General features: G+C 62.0%; 15 protein-coding genes and 1 pseudogene. 10 read left to right on the top strand and 6 right to left on the bottom strand.

Going from position 1 to position 18222, the window contains the following annotated elements; all coding sequences use genetic code 11:
* Positions 1-4: 4 nt before the first annotated feature.
* From KHO53_RS11070 to KHO53_RS11035, 8 genes are all read left to right on the top strand, one after another.
* On the top strand, positions 5-772 hold the full coding sequence (locus tag KHO53_RS11070) for a TerC family protein (RefSeq protein WP_010222597.1): 768 nt from the start codon (positions 5-7) through the stop codon (positions 770-772).
* Positions 773-987: 215 nt separating this feature from the next.
* Positions 988-2646, top strand: a complete 1659-nt coding sequence (locus tag KHO53_RS11065; RefSeq protein ID WP_010222598.1) for a Na/Pi cotransporter family protein — start codon at positions 988-990, stop codon at positions 2644-2646.
* Between the two features lie 37 nt (positions 2647-2683).
* The gene (locus KHO53_RS11060) at positions 2684-4057 is read left to right on the top strand and encodes a M16 family metallopeptidase (RefSeq protein ID WP_213570291.1); all 1374 of its coding nucleotides are present in this window, start codon (positions 2684-2686) and stop codon (positions 4055-4057) included.
* A 113-nt stretch (positions 4058-4170) separates the two neighbouring features.
* Positions 4171-5190: a DUF5924 family protein gene (locus KHO53_RS11055; RefSeq protein WP_010222601.1), complete on the top strand. Its 1020-nt coding sequence runs from the start codon at positions 4171-4173 to the stop codon at positions 5188-5190.
* Positions 5191-5228: 38 nt separating this feature from the next.
* Complete coding sequence (locus KHO53_RS11050) at positions 5229-6374, top strand: ABC transporter permease (protein ID WP_026001286.1); 1146 nt, start codon at positions 5229-5231, stop codon at positions 6372-6374.
* Between the two features lie 29 nt (positions 6375-6403).
* Positions 6404-7174 (top strand): ABC transporter ATP-binding protein, encoded by a 771-nt coding sequence (locus KHO53_RS11045; protein ID WP_374045291.1) that lies wholly within the window; start codon positions 6404-6406, stop codon positions 7172-7174.
* Between the two features lies 1 nt (position 7175).
* On the top strand, positions 7176-8114 hold the full coding sequence (locus KHO53_RS11040; RefSeq protein WP_036995318.1) for an MlaD family protein: 939 nt from the start codon (positions 7176-7178) through the stop codon (positions 8112-8114).
* Positions 8111-8734, top strand: a complete 624-nt coding sequence (locus KHO53_RS11035) for an ABC-type transport auxiliary lipoprotein family protein (protein ID WP_010222606.1) — start codon at positions 8111-8113, stop codon at positions 8732-8734. The genes KHO53_RS11040 and KHO53_RS11035 overlap by 4 nt, the downstream gene beginning before the upstream one ends.
* Here the strand turns inward: KHO53_RS11035 and KHO53_RS11030 are convergent.
* From KHO53_RS11030 to KHO53_RS11015, 5 genes and pseudogenes are all read right to left on the bottom strand, one after another.
* Entirely contained in the window at positions 8716-9945 is a 1230-nt protein-coding gene (locus tag KHO53_RS11030; RefSeq protein ID WP_036995316.1) for a spore maturation protein, read from the bottom strand. The two genes, KHO53_RS11035 and KHO53_RS11030, sit on opposite strands and share 19 nt — an antisense overlap.
* A 191-nt stretch (positions 9946-10136) precedes the next feature.
* On the bottom strand, positions 10137-11468 hold the full coding sequence (gene gltP, locus KHO53_RS11025; protein WP_036995315.1) for a glutamate/aspartate:proton symporter GltP: 1332 nt from the start codon (positions 11466-11468) through the stop codon (positions 10137-10139).
* Between the two features lie 746 nt (positions 11469-12214).
* Positions 12215-12337: pseudogene (locus tag KHO53_RS25950) on the bottom strand (inhibitor of vertebrate lysozyme family protein); the annotation flags it as partial.
* 130 nt (positions 12338-12467) lie between these two features.
* The gene (locus KHO53_RS11020) at positions 12468-12632 is read right to left on the bottom strand and encodes a DUF1328 domain-containing protein (protein ID WP_010222609.1); all 165 of its coding nucleotides are present in this window, start codon (positions 12630-12632) and stop codon (positions 12468-12470) included.
* 45 nt (positions 12633-12677) lie between these two features.
* Entirely contained in the window at positions 12678-12962 is a 285-nt protein-coding gene (locus KHO53_RS11015; protein WP_159387950.1) for a hypothetical protein, read from the bottom strand.
* Between the two features lie 441 nt (positions 12963-13403).
* On the opposite strand from KHO53_RS11015, the gene algB reads away from it, so the two are divergent.
* Together algB and KHO53_RS11005 are read left to right on the top strand one after the other, a co-directional pair.
* Positions 13404-14750, top strand: coding sequence for a sigma-54-dependent response regulator transcription factor AlgB (gene algB, locus KHO53_RS11010; protein ID WP_036995312.1), 1347 nt, complete (start codon positions 13404-13406; stop codon positions 14748-14750).
* Between the two features lie 8 nt (positions 14751-14758).
* Positions 14759-16534: a KinB sensor domain-containing domain gene (locus KHO53_RS11005; RefSeq protein ID WP_085989517.1), complete on the top strand. Its 1776-nt coding sequence runs from the start codon at positions 14759-14761 to the stop codon at positions 16532-16534.
* 12 nt (positions 16535-16546) lie between these two features.
* Here KHO53_RS11005 and KHO53_RS11000 read toward each other — a convergent pair whose 3' ends face one another.
* A complete protein-coding gene (locus tag KHO53_RS11000; RefSeq protein ID WP_010222613.1) occupies positions 16547-18166 on the bottom strand; it encodes an EAL domain-containing protein in 1620 nt (539 codons plus the stop codon).
* Between the last annotated feature and the right edge of the window lie 56 nt (positions 18167-18222).

Genomic DNA, 18222 nt, shown 5'->3' with positions numbered 1-18222 from the left:
ACACATGGAATGGCTGACCAGCCCAGAGATCTGGGTTGCCTTTTTTACTCTGACGGCGCTTGAGATCGTTCTCGGTATCGACAACATCATCATGATCTCGATCCTGGTCAGCCGCATGCCCAAGCACATGCAACAGCGCACCCGGATCTTCGGCCTGGCACTGGCCATGGTCACCCGGATCCTGCTGCTGCTGTCGATCACCTGGGTAATGCGCCTGACCGCCGATCTGTTCGTAGTGTTCGACCAGGGCATTTCCGGGCGCGACCTGATCCTGTTCTTCGGCGGCCTGTTCCTCTTGTGGAAAAGCTCTCAGGAGATCTACCACGGCCTGGAAGGTGAAGACGAAACCAGCGACGAGCCAGGCGGCGCCGGCGGCAAGTTCTTCTACACCATCATCCAGATCGCGATCATCGACATCGTCTTCTCCCTCGACTCGGTGATCACTGCCGTGGGCATGGTTTCCCACGTACCGGTGATGATCGCCGCGATTATCGTCGCCGTGCTGGTGATGATGCTGTGCGCCGGCGCCATCAGTAACTTCATCGACAAGCACCCGTCGCTGAAGATGCTCGCCCTGTCGTTCCTGATCGTGGTCGGTACCGTGCTGATTGCCGAATCCTTCGACGTACACGTACCGAAAGGCTACGTCTACTTCGCCATGGCGTTCTCGCTGGCAGTCGAAGCGATCAACATCAAGATGCGCACGGCCATGGCCAAGAAGAAGCAACAGAGCGATCCGGTGAAACTTCGCAAGGACATTCCGGGTCAGTAATCCCGGTGCTGTTGAAAAGGGCCCTGCGGGGCCCTTTTTTCATTAAGCGCCATGACAGTTTTGTTTCAAAGGCTGCCGTGGCTATGCGATGCTGGCGCCACGGCCGTTGGCCGACTACAGCTTAAGTGAGCACTGGGAAAAACCGCCTGGTAGCAGGACAGGCTCACAGCATTATCCATTTGCCCCGCTGGGGCGCATTACAGGGGGCCTTTTCAATGCTGACCCTGCTCAATCTGCTTTCCGCCGTGGCGTTGCTGATCTGGGGCACGCACATCGTGCGTACCGGTATCTTGCGGGTGTATGGCTCAAACCTGCGTCGGGTACTGAGCCAGAACATGTCCAAGCGGCCGCTGGCGTTTGTCGCCGGTATCCTGGTGACGGCAATGGTGCAAAGCAGCAACGCCACGGCGATGCTGGTGACCTCGTTCGTTGGCCAGAGCCTGATGGGCCTGACCCCGGCGCTGGCGATCATGCTCGGCGCCGATGTCGGTACGGCACTGATGGCGCGGGTGCTGACGTTTGATCTGTCGTGGCTGTCGCCGCTGCTGATATTTCTCGGGGTGATTTTCTTCCTTTCCCGCAAGCAGACCCGCGCCGGCCAACTGGGCCGCGTCGGTATCGGCCTGGGCCTGATCATCCTCGCCCTGCAGTTGATCGTCGAAGCGGCAGCGCCGATCACCCATGCCCAAGGCGTGAAAGTGCTGTTCGCCTCACTGACCGGCGATATCCTCCTCGATGCCCTGGTCGGCGCCTTGTTTGCGCTGATTTCCTACTCAAGCCTTGCCGCCGTGCTGCTCACCGCAACCCTGGCCGGCGCCGAGCTGATCAGCCTGCCGGTGGCCATCGGCCTGGTGATCGGCGCCAACATCGGCAGCGGCCTGCTGGCCTTTCTCAGCACCAGCATGCAAAACGCCGCCGGCCGCCAAGTGGCGCTGGGCAGTTTGCTGTACAAGCTGATCGGCCTGGTGCTGATCATCCCAGTGCTGCATCCGCTGGTGGCATGGATGGACAGCCTGAGCCTCAGCCCACAAGAGCTGGTGATCGGCTTTCACCTGCTCTACAACACCCTGCGCTGCCTGATCTTGTTGCCCACGGTTGCCCCGATGGGGCGCCTGTGCGGCTGGCTGCTGCCCGAGCGCGAAGAAGCCAACGGCCGAGCCCGCCCACGGCACCTGGATGCCACCGCACTGACCACGCCCAGCCTGGCCCTGGCCAACGCGGTGCGCGAAACCCTGCGCATGGGCGACCTGGTCGACAGCATGCTCGATGCCATGCTCAATGTGCTGCGCGGTACCCAGACCGCCATGACCCAGCAAATGCGCGGCCTCAACGAAGACGTCGAGGCCCTGTACAACGCCATCAAACTGTACCTGGCGCAGATGCCGCGCGAAGACCTCAGCGAGCAGGACAGCCGGCGCTGGGCCGAAATTATCGAGCTTGCAATCAACCTCAAGCTGGCCAGCGACCTGATCGAGCGCATGCTGCGCAAGGTTCAGCAGCAGAAGACCTCCCAGCGCCGGGAGTTTTCCGACGTTGGCCTGGAAGAACTCACCGGTCTGCACAGCCAGTTGCTGGCCAATCTGCGCCTGGGCCTTTCAGTGTTTCTCAGCGCCGACCCGGAAAGCGCCCGCCAGCTGCTGCGGGAAAAACGCCGCTTCCGCGCCCAGGAACGGCGCCTGGCCCACGCCCATGTCAGCCGACTGCAACGTAAAGTGGTGCAAAGTATCGAGACCAGCTCGTTGCACCTGGAACTGATCGCCGACATGAAACGATTGAACTCCTTGTTCTGCAGCAGTGCCTATGTCGTATTGGGCGGTTCCGATACCGGCGGCCTACTGCTCGACAGTGTGCCGGACGACGCCCATTCACCCTGATCGCTTGACCCCAAGAACTCCCGCAAGGAAGCTCGCCATGCGTTGCCTGATATTCATTTGCCTGCTGCTGGGCTGCGTGCCCGGCTTTGCCCTCGACCGCTCCCAGGTCGAAGGCTACCTGCTGCCCAACGGCCTGCAGGTAGTACTCAAGTCAGGTTATGAACGCAACCATGTGTCGATCCGCCTGGTGGTGGGTGTCGGCTTCGATGACTTCCCGTGCGAGCGCCAGGAGTTGCCCCACCTGCTCGAACACTTGCTGTTCAGTGGTATCGACGACCGCGGCGAGGGCGGCCTGGAAGAGCGCATGCAGGCACTGGGCGGGGAGTGGAACGCCTACACCAGCAGCGCCGATACCACCTTCGTCATCGAAGCGCCGGCGCGCAACCAGCGCAAGGTGCTCGACCTGCTGCTAGCCATGATCAACGACACCCGGATCGATGAAAAAGCCCTGGAACTGTCCAAGCGCATCGTCGAACGCGAAGACGGTGGCCATTACTCCCACCTGCAACGCTGGCTCGACCGCCAGGACCTCGGCCACCGCGCCAGCGACCAGTTGGCGGTGGAACTGGGGCTCAAGTGCGCCGAGCGCTCCTCCATCGAGGACATGACCCTGGAGGAGGTCAACGACCTGCGCCAGCACTGGTACGCCGCCAACAACATGACCCTGATCGTCGTTGGCGGCCTCGACCGCCTGCTACCGGCCTACCTGGAGCGCACCTATGGCGAGCTGCCCGCGGTCGAGCCAGGTGAGCGGCGGGTGCTTGACGGCGTTACCCACGAAGCCGAACCCCGCCGAGAACTGACCCGCGGCTGGCTGGGCGACAGCGCACGCTTGCACTGGCTGTTCCTGGAGCCGGTGCTGGACCATGACCATGGTCAGACCTACGACCTGCTGCAGCGCTATCTGGACTGGGCGCTATATGACGAGTTGCGGCTCAGGCACGGCTTTTCCTATGGCCCGTCCAGCCAGCGCGAAAGCTTTGGTGACACCGGGTTGATGGCGCTCAATGCCGACCTGGACCGTGCCGATGTCGATGCCGCCGAGCAGGCCCTGGCCGCCATGCTTGAGCGCTTGCGCAAGGATGGCCTGGACCCGGTCACCTTCCAGCGCATCAAGCAGGCTGCCATCGACCGCGAAGCCTGGGCCACGCAGGGCAATAGCGCCTTGGCTGATTATTACTGGGGGGCCCTGAACGGCTACAGCGACGGGCGCTTTACTGATCCGGGGCGGGCGTTGCGCAGGATCAGCCTCGACGATGCCAACCGGGCCCTGAAGCAGTTGCTGGCCGAACCTGGCTATGTGCGGATCGAGAAGCCGCTGCTCAGTTATGACGAGCTGTATGGATGGGTGGCGCTGGCGGTGGCGGTGTTGTTGGCCGGGGTGCTGATCTGGGGGCGGCGCCGCCGCTAGAACCGATCAGCAAGGCTTTGCCCTAGATGGGGGGGCGCCCGCAGTAACAGCACAAGGCCAGCTCAAACCAGAGTATCCTGTGCCAGTTTTTACCTGACCTTGCGAACACCTTCATGCCTCTCTACCTCCAGCGCCTGATCGAGCTGATCAAGCGCTACCCCGGGGTCATCGCCCTCGGCGGTTTCATCTCCGGTGTCGGCAGCTTCATCCTGGTCGATCGCCAGGAAAGCCTGGCCAGCTGGATTGCCATCGTCATGCTCATCAGCTGGATCTGGCTGATGATGGAGAACACCTTCACCAAGGTCTTTGCCAAGGTCTTCAAGCGCGAAATTCCCCAACCGCTGCTGCGCTACGCGACGCAGATGATCCACCAGGAAAGCCTGTTCTTCGTCTTGCCGTTCTTCTTCGTGACCACCACCTGGAACAGCGGCCAACTGGTGTTTACCGGCATCCTGGCCGCCGCCGGGCTGATCTCGATTATCGACCCGCTGTACTACAAGTGGCTGGCCCCACGGCGCTGGCTGTACCTGGCGCTGCACACCCTGACCCTGTTCGCCGCGCTGCTCACCGCGCTGCCGATCATCCTGCACCTGACCACCTCGCAAAGCTTCAAGCTGGCCCTGGGCATCGCCATGTTGCTGTCGTTCCCGAGCCTGGCCAGCAGCTTCCCGATCAGCCACTGGCGCCGAGGCCTGATGCTGGTGGTAATGACCCTGGCGGTCGGCGCCGGCGGCTGGATGCTGCGTTCCTGGGTACCGCCGGCAACGCTGTGGATGGCCGAAGTGGCGGTCAGCACCCAAGTCGAGAACCGCACCCCGGGCAACAGCCTTAAGCAGATCAACGCCAGTGAAATACGCGCTGGCCTCTACGCGTTTACCGCCATCAATGCCCCTCGCGGGCTGAACGAGCGGATCTATCATGTCTGGCAGTTCGAGGGCAAAGAGGTCGACCGCATCGCCCTGGATATCCACGGCGGGCGCAAGGAAGGCTACCGCGCCTGGACCCACAAGCAGAACTTCCCCGGCAACCCGGTGGGGCGCTGGCAGGTGCGGGTGCTGACCGAAGACGGCCAGGTCATCGGTGTGCTGCGCTTTCGGGTGGTTGACGATGGTCAAGCGCCCGCAGCCGAGTAACGCTATGCTCTGAGGCTGCGAACCGTTGGTCGGACAGCATGGAGCCTATGACTACACACGCTAGCGCCACCCTGGATACTGCAAGCAGCCCGCCACGGCTGCACATCGCCGGTGACTGGACCCTGGCCAACTACGCCAGCCTCAAGCGCAGCAGCGACAGCCTGGTGGGCCAGTACGATTCGTCCACCGAAGTCGACCTCGACCAGCTCGGCAAACTGGACACCGCCGGAGCGGCGTTGCTGGTCGAGCTGCTCGGCGCCGAGCGCCTGGCGCGGCTGACCGAAACCGCCACGCACCTGCCCGCCGCCAGCCAGGCATTGCTCAAGACCGTGTATTGCTCGGTGCAGGACTTCTGCATCCCGGAAAAACAGACCGAACGCTCGGTGCTGATTCAACTGCTCAGCCGTATCGGCCGTGCGGTCGACACCCTGTGGCAAGACACCCAGCAGATCCTCGGCTTCATCGGCCTGATCCTGCAAACCCTGTTCCTGCGCCTGTTCCAGCCTAAGCGCTGGCGGGTTACCTCGGTGGTCGCGCATATCGAACAGACCGGCCTGGACGCTGCGCCCATCGTCGCTTTGCTGACCTTCCTGGTCGGTGCGGTGGTGGCCTTTCTCGGCGCCACGGTACTGGCCAGCTTTGGTGCCAGCATCTTTACCGTCGACCTGGTGGCATTCTCGTTCCTGCGGGAGTTCGGCGTGCTGCTGACCGCGATTCTGATGGCCGGACGCACCGCCAGTGCCTTTACCGCGCAAATCGGCTCGATGAAAGCCAATGAAGAGATCGATGCCATCCGCACCCTGGGCCTCGATCCGGTGGAACTGCTGGTGGTGCCACGGGTGCTGGCGCTGCTGATCGCGCTACCGTTGCTGACCTTTGTCGCCATGCTCTGCGGCATTATCGGCGGGGCGGTGGTCTGCGCGCTGTCGCTGGGTATCTCGCCGGCGATGTTCCTGTCGCTGCTGCAAAGCGATATTGGTGTGCAGCACTTTCTGGTCGGGCTGGTCAAAGCACCGTTCTTTGCGTTCTTGATCGCCGCCATCGGTTGCCTGGAAGGCTTCAAGGTCAGCGGCAGCGCCGAATCGGTCGGCGCCCACACCACCTCCAGCGTGGTGCAGTCGATCTTCGTGGTGATCGTTCTGGATGCCGTGGCGGCGCTGTTCTTCATGGAGATGGGCTGGTGAACGAAGCCAACAGCAACGCCCGCAAGGCGGTGATCGAAGCCCGTGGCATCTGCAACCGCTTCGGCACCCAGAGCGTGCACGAGCAACTCGACCTGGACCTGTACCGCGGCGAGATCCTCGCCGTGGTAGGCGGCTCGGGCAGCGGCAAGTCGGTGTTGCTGCGCAGCATCGTCGGCCTGCGCCGGCCCAATGAAGGCCAGGTGCAGGTGTTCGGCCAGGACCTGAGCAGCGCCAGCGACGAGCAGCGTTCGCGGGTCGAGCGGCGGTTCGGCGTGCTGTTCCAGAAGGGCGCATTGTTCTCCTCGCTGACCGTCACCGAGAACGTCGCCTTGCCGCTGATCGAGCACGCGGGCCTTAGCCGCGCCGATGCCGAGCACCTGGCCGGGGTCAAGCTGGCCCTGGCCGGATTGCCGATTTCCGCAGCAGATAAATACCCCTCATCGCTGTCCGGCGGGATGATCAAGCGCGCGGCATTGGCCCGGGCGCTGGCCCTGGACCCGGACATCCTGTTTCTCGACGAACCCACTGCCGGCCTCGATCCGATTGGCGCGGCGGCCTTCGACCAGCTCATCCTGACCCTGCGCGACGCCCTGGGCCTGAGCGTGTTCCTGATTACCCACGACCTGGACACCCTCTACACCATCACCGACCGCGTCGCCGTGCTGTCGCAAAAGAAGGTGCTGGTGGCCGGGCCCATTGCCCAGGTCGAAGACACCGACGACGCCTGGATTCACGACTACTTTCATGGCCCGCGTGGCCGCGCGGCGTACCAGGCCGCTACAGCGCCCAAGGAGCTCTGAGATGGAAACCCGTGCACATCATGTCCTGATCGGCCTGGTCACCGTGCTGGTGGTGGCGGGCGCCATGCTGTTCGGCCTGTGGCTGACCAAATCCAGCGTCGACAGCACCTTCAAGGACTACGAAGTGGTATTCAACGAAGCCGTTTCCGGGTTGTCCCGGGGCAGTTCGGTGCAGTACAGCGGCATCAAGGTCGGCGACGTCACCAGCCTGCGCCTTGACCCCAATGATCCGCGCCGGGTACTGGCCCAGGTGCGCCTGAGCGCCGATACCCCCATCAAGGAGGACACTCAGGCCAAACTGACCCTCACCGGCATCACCGGCACCTCGTTCATCCAGCTCAGCGGTGGTACGCCGCAAAGCCCGGAGCTCAAGGGCAAGGATGGCAAGCTGCCCGTGATCATCGCCTCGCCGTCGCCGATTGCCCGCTTGCTGGATGACGGCAGCGACCTGATGACCAACATCAACGCCCTGGTGCACAACGCCAACGCATTGTTCTCCCAGGACAACGTCGCCCGCCTGAGCAACACCCTGAACAACCTCGAACAGACCACCGGGGCTTTCAACGACCAGCGGGGCGACATTCGCGAGGCCATCCAGCAACTGGCCCAGGTCGGCAAGCAGGCCGGGGCCATGCTCGAGCAGACCAGCGAACTGATGCGCAACGCCAACGGCCTGCTCAGCAACCAGGGCAAGCAGATGTTCGGCAGCGCAGAGCAAGCCATGCAGTCGCTGGCGCAAAGCACCGCGACCATCAACAGCCTGCTCAATGACAACCGCGAAGCCATCGACGGCGGTGCCCAGGGTTTCAATCAACTGGCGCCGGCAATCCGCGAGCTGCGCGATACCCTGACTTCGCTCAAGGCCATCTCTCAACGCCTGGAAGCCAACCCCAGCGGCTACCTGCTGGGCCGTGACAAAAACAAGGAGTTCGAGCCATGATCCGTACCTGCCGCTACCTTGCCCTGGCCACCGCGCTGAGCCTGAGCAGTGCCTGCTCGATCCTGCCCCAGGCCGAGCCTGCCGACGTCTACCGTCTGCCTTCGGCGCAAAGCACCCGGACTGTGACGCAAAGCGCGCTGTGGTCGCTGCGGGTGAACAAGCCGATCGCCAGCGAAGCCTTGAACAGCCCACGTATCGCCGTAGTGCCGCAAGGCAACCAGATCAGCAGCTACAAGGGCGCACGCTGGAGCGACCCGGCGCCAACCCTGCTGCGCAACCGCATGCTCGATGCCTTCCAGCGGGATGGCCGGGTACAGCGCCTCAGTGCCGACGACAGCAACCTGCAAAGCGACTATGAAATTGCTGGCGAGCTGCAGGCGTTCCAGAGCGAGTACAGCACCGACGGCCTGGTCGTGGTGGTCCGCTATGACGCCCGCCTGGTGCAGGGCCGCAGCCAGCGCATCCTCGCCAGCCGGCGCTTTGAGGTACGCCAGCCGCTAAGCGACAAACAGGTTTCAGCGGTGGTCAACGGCTTTGGCACGGCCAGTGACCAGTTGATGAAACAACTGGTCGATTGGACGGTGAGCCAGGCTAGCCAGCTTCAGGCGAAGAACCAGTAGCAGACGAAGATTGCCGAGACCACCCCGGCCAGCTCCGCCAACAGGGCGCAGCCCACCGCATGGCGGGCGCGCTGGATACCGACGGCGCCGAAGTACACCGCCAGCACGTAGAAGGTGGTTTCGGTACTGCCCTGGATGGTTGCCGCCACCAGGGCCGGGAAACTGTCCACGCCGTGGGTCTGCATGGTTTCAATCAGCATCGCCCGCGCTGCGCTGCCGGAGAACGGTTTGACCAGCGCCGTCGGCAGGCCTTCGACGAAGCGGGTATCCCAGCCCAGCCACTCGACCGCATGGCGGATGCCATCCAGGGCCAGCTCCAGGGCCCCTGAGGCGCGTAGCACGCCGACCGCGCAAAGCATGGCAACCAGATAGGGCAACAGGCTCTTGGCGACGTCAAAGCCCTCCTTGGCGCCTTCTACGAAGGTTTCATAGACCTTCACCCGCTTCAGCGCGCCGATCACCAGGAAGACGATGATCAGGCCGAACAGGGTCAGGTTGCCGAGAATCGACGACAGGCCCGCCAGCGCAGTGGCCGACAGGGTGCCGAGAAACGCCATGAAACCGCCCAACAGCAAAGCGCCGGGAATCAGGTAAGCCAGCACCACCGGGTCCCACAGGCGCAGGCGCTGCATCACAGCCACCGACAGCAGGCCGACCAGGGTCGAGCCACTGGTGGCGAGCAGGATCGGCAGGAACACCAGGGTTGGGTCCATCGCTCCTTGCTGGGCGCGGTACATGAAAATGGTCACCGGCAGCAGGGTCAGCGACGAGGCATTGAGCACCAGGAAGAGGATTTGCGCGTTGCTGGCGGTAGTCGAGCTGGGGTTGAGCTCCTGTAGCGCACGCATGGCCTTGAGGCCGATAGGCGTGGCGGCATTGTCCAGGCCCAGGCCATTGGCGGCGAAGTTGAGGGTGATCAGGCCCAGGGCCGGGTGGCCGGGCGGGACTTCCGGCATCAGGCGGGCGAACAACGGGCCGAGGACCTTGGCCAGCCATTCGACCACGCCGGCCTTTTCGGCGATCTTGAGAAAACCGAGCCACAAGGTCAGGGTGCCGAACAGCAGGACCATGACCTCGACCGAGAGCTTGGCCATGGCAAAGATGCTCTCAACCATTGCCGCGAAGATCCCGGCGTTACCGCCCACCAGCCATTGCACCAGCGCCGAGACGGCAGCGACAATGAAAAATCCAAGCCAAAGGCCGTTGAGCATCCGTTGTTCCCCCCAAAGATGGCGCAAATGATAGCGGGCCGGGTTGGCTTCGCGCCATAAACCTTGATGTTTGTAACGCCCTCATCGCGGGTTAAGCCCGCTCCCGCACTGTAGGAGCGGGCTTGACCTGCGATTGGGCCAACAAAAAAGCCCCGACCAGGTCGGGGCTTTTCGTGCAGCCAGGTTGGCGCTTACTTGCTGGCAGGCTTGCCAGCCGGTACGGCTTCCTTGCTGCGCCAGTGCGGCAGCGAGTTCCAGTAGCGCTGACCCTTGGCGTCGTCGTACATGCCTTCCCAACGCGCGATAACCAGGACCGCCAGGGCGTTGCCGATCACGTTCAGGGCGGTACGGGCCATGTCCATGATACGGTCGACACCGGCGATGAAGGCCAGGCCTTCCAGCGGGATGCCAACGCTGCCCAGGGTGGCCAGCAAGACCACGAAGGACACGCCCGGGACACCCGCGATGCCTTTGGAGGTGACCATCAGGGTCAGCACCAGCAGCAGCTGCTGGCTCAGCGACAGGTCGATACCGTACAGCTGGGCGATGAAAATTGCCGCGATGCTCTGGTACAGGGTCGAACCGTCAAGGTTGAACGAGTAGCCGGTCGGTACCACGAAGCTGCAGATGGCTTTCGGCGCACCGTAGGCTTCCATCTTCTCGATCACGCGCGGCAGCACGGTCTCGGAGCTGGCGGTGGAGTAGGCCAGGACCAGTTCGTCCTTGAAGATACGCATCAGCTTGATCACCGAGAAGCCGAACAGGCGGGCAACCAGGCCGAGGACCATGAAGGCGAAGAAGGCGATGGCGAAGTACACCAGCAGCACCAGCTTGGCCAGCGGCAGCAGCGAGGCGAAGCCGAAGTTGGCGACGGTCACGGCGATCAGCGCGAACACACCGATTGGCGCGTAGTTCATGATCATGTGAGTGACCTTGAACATGGCTTCGGAGACGCCCTGGAAAGTTTTCACCAGCGGGTCGCGGATCTCTGCCTGCAGGCTCGACAGGCCAAGGCCGAACAGCACCGAGAAGAAAATGATCGGCAGCATCTCACCGCGCATCAGCGCTGCAAAGATGTTCGACGGGATCAGGTTGAGGATGGTCTCGATGAACGCATGCTCATGCTGGACTTCGGCCGCCGTAGCCTGGTACTTGGAGATATCGACGGTACCCAGGGTGCTCATGTCGATGCCGGCGCCCGGGTGGAACAGGTTGGCCAGCACCAGACCGACGACGATGGCGATAGTGGTCACCACCTCGAAATAGATAATGGTCTTGAGGCCGATACTGCCGAGTTTTTTCGCGTCGCCAACCCCGGCGATCCCCACGATCAGCGACGAAATCACGATCGGGATGACGATCATCTTGATCAGGCGAATGAAGATGTCACCCGCAGGTTGCAAGACGTTGCTGATCCACCATGCCTTTTCTGCACTGAAATGGTTCAGTAAAGCGCCGATTGCAATCCCCAGTACCAGACCGATGAGGATCTGCCAGGCGAGGCTTAGCTTTGCCTTCTTCATGTCGTTACCTTTTCTTCAGGTGGAAACGGCCACCAGACGGATAACCGCGACCCAGAGCCATTGCCAGCGATCCGCATCGTTTTTGTTATCTGCCGATGACATCGTAAAAGGTCACCGCAAGCGAGCGTAATAACGCTCAGGCCAGCGAAAAAAGGCGCAACTATTCCGACGTGGGGGGGCTCCGTCTAATGCCGTAAACGACTACCCCATGCCGAATCGGCATGAGGTTTATCGGCCAAAACGTACGTCACAATGGGTCATTCGTCGGCCGTTCGGAATTCCGACGATGGCCAAAGCGCCATAATCCGGCCGATATAGAGGTATCCACCTGCGGGTCAAACGCCCTTGTTCGACAATCCGAATGCGTGAAATTGCTGCGACTTTGGTAGGGCGCAGGGGTGAAAAAATATCGATGTACGGTCGGGCAAAAATATGCGTCGACAGCTTCGGTAGGAAAAACGAATTTGTTGCGAGGGAAAGGCGCTTGCCTCAAAGAGTGCTACGGAAGTCCGGTCGGACACCTCTGCCTGAAGGCAGTTGTCCGACCCGCAACTTCCGTTACCGCTTCACCTGACCCGGCCCTCATCGGAGGTACTCCCTGTACCCCTAGGCCCCTCCGATCCTGAAACAATCAGAGCAGCCCGGCCCCCTGGTCATACACCTGCCTTCCTCGGGCGGTGCAGCATAGAAGCCTGAAATGGAAAAAGGTTCAGCCTCTATATATGTACCAAGGTGTGAGCAGCGCCTCAGTACCTGTTCGGATCACGCTTGAGTTGCTCCTTGAGCAGGGCTTGCCTGCCTTCGTCCCAACTGAAGGCAACGATCAGGCGTTGGTTCAGGCACTTCTGCCCGGACTCGCACAACGGCCCGCCCCGTGGAACTGTCCCTTGGCAGCGGACGCCAAGAATCTGGTTGGCCCGAACCTGGCCGCCATTGCCGCTGCGCTGCCACCCATCATCAGGACGGCAACCAGGGCTCTGCCTAGCGTTGTGCTCATACTCAGCCCCTACCGCGGCGACCAAAGAAGAAGGACACCACGAACAGCACCAGGAAGATAATGAACAGAATCTTCGCGATGCCAGTAGCGGCGCCGGCGATACCACCGAAGCCCAGCACGGCAGCGACAATGGCGATAATCAGGAAGGTAATGGCCCAACTCAACATGGTGATTCTCCTTGCTGTTTTTCGAAGAAGTCCTTGGGCGTTCGCTCAGAACACCCAGCGATCTCGTGGGGCAGCGGTGTCAACAACGGCTGCAGTGGTCGCTGGCGAAGACAGTGCGACCCGGGCCTGCAGCGGCGCAACCGAGCGTTGCGCCTGAACCTGCGCCACCATTGCCGCCTGGGCAGCGAGCTGCTCGGCACTGCGCGCGGTTTCCCAGCTGTTATAGAGCTGCCCGGCAATCAGGGTCAGCAGCAACGCCAGGCTGAAGAACAGGCTCTGGCGCAGTTGAAGCGAAGAAACCTGCATTAGGGTGGCGGGGTAGCGGTTCATGCCGTGCTCCTCCTGCTGCGTTTATTGCTGACTTTGATGTAGTCATTGCAGCCTGCATGCCAGCCCTTAAAACGATTTTTTATCTTTAAAAATCAGATAGTTAAATAAAATTATCGATATCAACCGAAACGTATCCTGCACGATCGGGCTCAAGCGTTCGTGCGTTTTGCATGATCAGCCCTGCACCTTGTCGTTGATTCAGGCGTCACTGTGCGGCGGATTGGTAACCAGAGCGCCTTGGCTTCGGCGCTGCAGCCCAACGGCAGCAGCAGGACGCCCGCCACAGCGCCTTCCCAGCAAGCAATCGGTGATTTTTCAGTGGGTTAGATAACTGCTGGGCGAGGCACTACCATGCAGGTAACGGAATGAATCAGAATGAACCATGCAACTTGCCCGATTTTTCCGACACTAACCTAGATCATTCTTAAAGGAGCGTAGGAAATGGAGCCAGCTCAGGAGCATCAAGGCCGTATTCTGCTGGTCGACGATGAGTCCGCCATCCTGCGAACCTTCCGTTACTGTCTTGAAGATGAAGGCTACAGCGTTGCCACTGCCAACAGTGCGGCGCAGGCCGAAACCCTGCTGCAACGGCAAGTCTTCGATCTGTGTTTCCTCGACCTGCGCCTGGGCGAAGACAATGGTCTGGATGTACTGGCGCAAATGCGTATTCAAGCGCCATGGATGCGCGTGGTGATCGTCACTGCGCATTCGGCGGTCGACACTGCCGTTGACGCAATCCGGGCCGGCGCCGCCGATTACCTGGTCAAGCCCTGCAGCCCGGACCAGCTGCGTCTGGCCACCGCCAAGCAACTGGAGGTACGCCAGCTGTCGGCGCGTCTTGAAGCACTGGAAGGTGAAGTACGCAAACCCAAGGACGGCCTCGACTCGCACAGCCCGGCCATGATGGTGGTGCTGGAAACCGCCCGCCAGGTTGCCAGCACCGACGCCAACATCCTCATTCTCGGTGAATCCGGTACCGGTAAAGGCGAGCTGGCCCGCGCCATTCACGGCTGGAGCAAGCGCGCACGCAAGGCCTGCGTCACCATCAACTGCCCGTCGCTGACCACCGAGCTGATGGAAAGCGAGTTGTTCGGCCACAGCCGCGGCGCCTTTACCGGCGCCAGCGAAAGCACCCTGGGCCGGGTCAACCAGGCCGACGGCGGTACCTTGTTCCTCGACGAAATCGGCGATTTCCCGCTGCCCCTGCAACCCAAACTGCTGCGTTTTATCCAGGACAAGGAATACGAACGCGTCGGCGATCCAGTCACCCGCCGCGCCGATGTGCGAATCCTGGCCGCAACCAACCTCAACCTCGAGGATATGGTCCGCGAAGGACGCTTCCGTGAAGACCTGCTGTACCGTCTGAATGTCATCACCCTGCACCTGCCACCGCTTCGCGAACGCAGCGAAGACATCCTCACCCTGGCCGATCGCTTCCTCGCCCGCTTCGTCAAGGAGTACTCGCGCCCGGCACGGGCGTTCAGCGACGACGCCCGCGCCGCGCTGCTCAACTACCGCTGGCCAGGCAATATTCGTGAACTGCGCAACGTGGTCGAACGAGCCAGCATCATCTGTGCCCAGGAGCGCGTCGAGATCAGCCACCTGGGCATGGCCGAACAGCCGGCCAGCAACGCCCCGCGCATTGGCGCGGCGCTGAGCCTGGATGAACTGGAACGTGCCCATATCGGCGCGGTGCTGGCCACCAGCGAAACCCTCGACCAGGCCGCCAAGACCCTGGGTATTGATGCCTCGACCCTGTACCGCAAGCGCAAGCAGTACAACTTATGAAACTGGCGATGAAACTGCGCACGCGGCTTTTCCTCAGCATTTCGGCGCTGATCACCGTTGCGCTGTTAGGCGTGCTGCTGGGCCTGGCCAGCGTGCTGCAGATGGCCAACGCGCAACAGGCGCTGGTGCGGGAGAACGCGCTGACCCTCGACCTGGGCCTGAAACTGCGGCAAAACCTGGGCGAACAACTGTCCCTGCTGCTTGACGATACCCTGGACAAACCGGCTCTCGAAGCGTTGCAACACCAGTTCCAGCAATTGCTGGAGGAGGGCGTCAACCATGACGATGACAGCCCTGGCGATCAGGGCTTTGCCAAGGCCAGCATCGATTATCAAGCGTTCCTGCAGGCCTATCGCAGTAGCAGTTCACCGTCGCAAAGCCTTGGCGCAGGCCAGCCGCTGGGGCAGGCCTTCAATCTGTTGCGGGCCGACCTGGTCGAATCGCACCGACGTGCGTTGCAGCACATTAGCGAAAGCGAACAGCAAGCCCATGACCGCGCCCTGTTGATTGGTGGCTTGTTGGGCCTGGTGGGCCTGGCAGTATTGATTCTCGGTTTTGTCACCGCGCATGGCATCGCCCGCCGGGTCGGCCAGCCGATCGAAGCGCTGGCCAAGGCTGCCGACCAGATTGGCCAGGGTAACTTCGACGTCACCTTGCCGGTGTCCCACGCCTTGGAATTGAACCAGCTGACCCGCCGCTTTGGCCTGATGGCCGAAGCCCTGCGCAAACATCAAGCGACCAACATCGACGAAGTGTTGGCCGGCCAACAGCGCCTGCAAGCGGTGCTCGACAGCATTGACGACGGCTTGCTGATCATCGATCGCCAAGGCCATCTGGAGCACCTTAACCCGGTCGCCCAGCGCCAGTTGGGCTGGGAAGACGCCCGTCTGGGCACCGGCCTTGGCGATGCCCTGCAACGCCCCGAGCTGGACGAGCAACTGCGTCTGGTACTGCGCGGCGGCACCCTGGACCGGGTGCCTGACGACCTCAGCCTGGAAATAGATGAAGAAGCCCGGCTGCTCTCCTACAGCCTGACACCGGTATACCACCCACAAGGGCAAATCCTCGGCGCGGTGATGGTGCTGCACGATGTCACCGAACAACGGGCGTTCGAACGGGTGCGCAGCGAGTTCGTGCTGCGCGCCTCCCATGAACTGCGCACGCCCGTGACCGGCATGCATATGGCCTTCGGCCTGCTGCGTGAACGCCTGAGCGTTGCCCCCGGTTCGCGGGAAGCTGACCTGTGCGAAACCATCAGTGAAGAAATGCAGCGCCTGAACCAGCTGATCAATGACCTGCTGAACTTCTCCCGTTACCAGAGTGGCCTGCAAAAGCTTGAACTGGCCCCCTGTGCGATCGACGAGCTCCTCAATCGTGCGTGTCAGCGCTTCGCGGCCGTAGCAAATGACAAACAGATCGAGCTACAGGTCGAGCTCACCACCCCCTTGCCGCATATCCAGGTTGATCCCGCACAACTGGACCGGGTACTGGACAACCTGCTCGACAATGCTGTGCGCCATACGTCGACTGGCGGCCGCATCCGCTTGCACGCACGTCGCCACGCCGAGCGGGTGATCATCAGCATCGAAGACAACGGTGAAGGCATTGCCTATGGCCAGCAGGGCAGGATCTTCGAACCTTTCGTCCAGGTCGGACGCAAAAAGGGCGGGGCCGGCCTTGGGCTGGCGCTGTGCAAGGAAATCATCCAGTTGCATGGCGGACGCATGGGCGTGTATTCACGGCCCGGTCAGGGCACGCAGTTCTATATGGCCTTGCCGGTCTGAAGCAACCGCGGCTCAAGCCTCATCGTCGATGCGACGTGGCCCGAGGCGGCGGCCACGGGTGATCAGCTCGATGAACTGCCGGGCATTGAGCGGATGGGCAAACAGCCACCCCTGGCCGTAATTGACCCCTTCACTGTTAAGCAACAGCGCCTGGTCTTCATACTCGATGCCCTCGGCAATGACCCGCAACTGCAGAGCGTGGGCCATGCGGATGATGTGCGGTGCCACCCCACTGCTGGCCGCGTCATGGCCCAGGGCGTCGATAAAGGCCTTGTCGATTTTCAGACAATCGACCGGCAGGGTTTGCAGGTAAGCCAGGCTGCAATAGCCGGTGCCGAAATCATCGATCAACACCTGATGGCCTACAGCGCGCAAAGCTTGCAGGTTATCGCGGGCCACCACCACATCGATCAGCCCGCGCTCGGTGACCTCAAAGGCTATCTGGCTGGCCGCCACATGATGCAGGGCCAGCAAGCGCGCCGCCACCCGGCCGATTCTCGGCACCATGACATCGCACGCGGCAAGGTTCACCGAGATGTACAGCTGGCGATTGGCGCGCAGCAGTTGGCCCAGTTGCTCCAGCACCCGCTGCAGGACGAAATCGGTGATCTGGCGGATCTGCCCGGTGTTCTCCGCCAGCGGGATGAACAGGTCCGGGCTGGTCAGCGTGCCATCCGAACGACGCCAGCGCACCAGGGCTTCGGCACCGACACAGCGGCGGCTGGTGAGCTCGAAAATTGGCTGGTAGAGCACCTGCAGCTCACCACGACGCAGCGCCCCCTGAAGCTCCACACTCATCGAGCTACGCTGTCGAATCAGTTGTAACACCAACCAGCCAATGCACCAGGCCAATACCAGACTGCCCGGGAACAGCAGCCAGAGAATCCCGCTCATCTTCAGCGGCATGCTGGCCCGTGGCGCGATCAGCACCAGTTGATAATCCGGTGACTTGGTCGGCATGCGGTAAATCAGCCGATCAGGCAGCTCCAGCAGCGAACCACTGGAGGTGGGCGGCCAATCGGCAGACGGCGGCCAGACCTGCGGCGGGCCAAGTACCGGTATCGCTCGCGTGCCGTTGTCGAGCACCACCAACAGGCTGCCTTCCGGCGGCAGGTCAACCACGTCGGTTATGTGCCCGCGGGAAGTGGCCACCAGGAACTTGCCACGGCCAAGCATCAGCGCCGCCAGGTTGTCATCGGGTTCGGTGGTTGTGTTGAGCCAGTAGCTGTAGGTCGGCCCCTGGATATCGGCAGGACGCAGTGGATTGATGGTGCGCTCGCCAACACGATTGGAGCAGGCGACATTGCCATCGACGTAAGCGGCCTCATAGACGAAACGATATCGGAAGGCGACCTGCTGCAAGGCCGCCAGCATGCGGGCATCGCAACCTCGCAACGGTTGCAACTGCAGCTGGTCGACGCCTTCGCGCAGCTGGCCGAAGATCTGCTCCAGGCGCGCGAGAAAGCGCTCGCCCTTGGCGTTCATCTGCTCGATTTCGCTTTGCTGCAGCTGATGCATGGTCACGCCCACACTGGCCATGAGCAGCAGGATCGCGCTGGCCGTAGCCGCGAGTGTGGCCAGTAACCAGGGACGATAGAGCAGGTGGCGCAACACGGAGAGGGCAGCAGACATCAAGAATTATCCAGTTGAATACCAAGAGGTATAGCAACTGCCAATCAAGTCAGCCT

It is taken from the genome of Pseudomonas sp. RC2C2 (genome assembly GCF_018390435.1).
GTDB lineage: Bacteria > Pseudomonadota > Gammaproteobacteria > Pseudomonadales > Pseudomonadaceae > Aquipseudomonas > Aquipseudomonas donghuensis.
Note: the sequence above shows the minus strand (reverse complement) of the source record. Positions and strands in the feature narration are given on the sequence as shown.